This window comes from Schnuerera sp., assembly GCF_035459645.1.
In the GTDB taxonomy this organism is placed as follows: Bacteria; Bacillota; Clostridia; order Tissierellales; family Tepidimicrobiaceae; genus Schnuerera.
Map to the genome: position 1 here is coordinate 1 of NZ_DATHXO010000291.1, position 1,825 is coordinate 1,825.

Annotated in this window: 1 protein-coding gene; it reads left to right on the plus strand. The window is 35.3% G+C overall.

All coding sequences use genetic code 11. The features are described from left to right. Window positions 1-1,825: hypothetical protein (locus VK998_RS06880; protein ID WP_325226872.1), on the plus strand; the 1,825-nt coding region annotated here is incomplete at both ends.

Consider the following 1,825-nt stretch of genomic DNA (forward strand, 5'->3'; position numbering starts at 1 on the left):
GCGGATCCTTGTAAGAGGTAAGTTTCTTAAAGATGCTCCCGTAAGTATAATTACCAATGAAGGGGCTAAACCTTTGCCTAGACCTTCTATAAATCAGGAAACAATGCTCCAATTTGATTTAGAAGAAGATGAGGTAGGAGATATTCTGAGGATAGGTTCAGCAGAAATTAAAATAGATGAAGGATTGATGCCCAGCTTATCCCAGGTTTCTAGAAAAGTAGAAAGTAATACAGGTACATTAGCATTAAAGGGAAGCAATTTTGACCAGATAGATGGCTATGATATAAAAGCCTACCATGAACATATGGGGAATGCTATAGAGATACCATTTTATAATTTTACCAATCCTACAGAAGTTGAAATAATAGGTTTAACAGGGAACTTAGGATTGCAGAATATAATATTTAAAAAAGAAACAAAAGATTATTATGATTTTAACGACAACAACCAAAATGTAGAAGTGAATATAAGTATTACCTACACCTATAAAGATCAGTTCAATTTATACCAACAAATAGAAGTAGACCATTTAGAAATGAGACCTACTAGAGGTGTGGCAGGAGAGACGGTATTTTTTGAAGCTCCCTATACAGGAGGCAACAGAGACCTACAAGAGTACGATGTATTCTTTTTGAAGGATATTGATGGCACTGATCATTATAAAGAAGAGAACAAAGGTAAGAGTAGGACATTCCAGACAAAAGTTGTGAAAGACCAACAGGAATATAATGTACTGACAGTAGAAGTACCGGAACTACCCCTAGGGGAGTACTATGTTGTACTGACTAATACTGTAGATGGAAAAGATCCAATGAAATATGTAACTCAAGAAAAAATATTAGACCAAAGATTCACCATTGTAGATGGAAGCATAAAATCTAAAATATTAGATGTACAACCTAATAGAGGACCAGATTCAGGCTCTGTGACTACGATTACTGGTCAATTCTTTGGTACTTTGAATATTCCTGAGTTTATTCCTGATGACGAAGAAGCTCAAGAAATAACAACGGAGACAGACATCAACAACCCTAGGACTTTAAGAGTGTCCTATGGTTCTGGGGAATACGGAGAAGGAACTAATGCTATAGATATTACTGAAGCCGAAAGGGCTATTAAGGTAATTATAGGTGGGGAGGCTGTCTTTTTAACAAAAGAAGATGCAGATGAATTTGATGTAAGTTTTAATAAAGATTTAGACAAGATGACTGTACGTACAGCTCAGGTAACCGATGGAGATACTAATCCAGTTAAAGATGTAGTAGTGGAAACTACTACTACACTGACTAAACAGGATGGAACCACCATAGTAATTAGAGAAAGGGCAGAGTTGAAAAAAGGCTATACCTATATACTTAGCAAATTAAAACCGACTATAAATGCTATAGTTCCAGATAAAATCCAAGTAGTTGAATCCAATGGAAGATATGAGGTACCAGAAGATAGAATGATAGCTATCCATGGACAGAATTTCATGGTTCATAAATATATAGATGACAAGGGCAATGAAGTAATAAGATACCCTCGAATCCAAATAGGAGAGATAACCTTAGATAAAAATGTAGAACCAAATTTAGATATAAAAATTTTAGACAATAGAGGCAATGAGCTTGATGGTACCCAAAACAATGAAGTAGGGAATAAGATAATTATAATATTGCCAGAAGGAAGAGAAATAACCAACATAGGCAAAGCAGATGTAGTGGTACAAAACCCTATTAGAAACTCTAGCCAATATGGACTTTTAGAGAGAAGAACTGATTTTGTAGAATTCGTTGCACCAACGGAGGACGAAAACCCAGTTATAACTAGTATAAATCCAGAT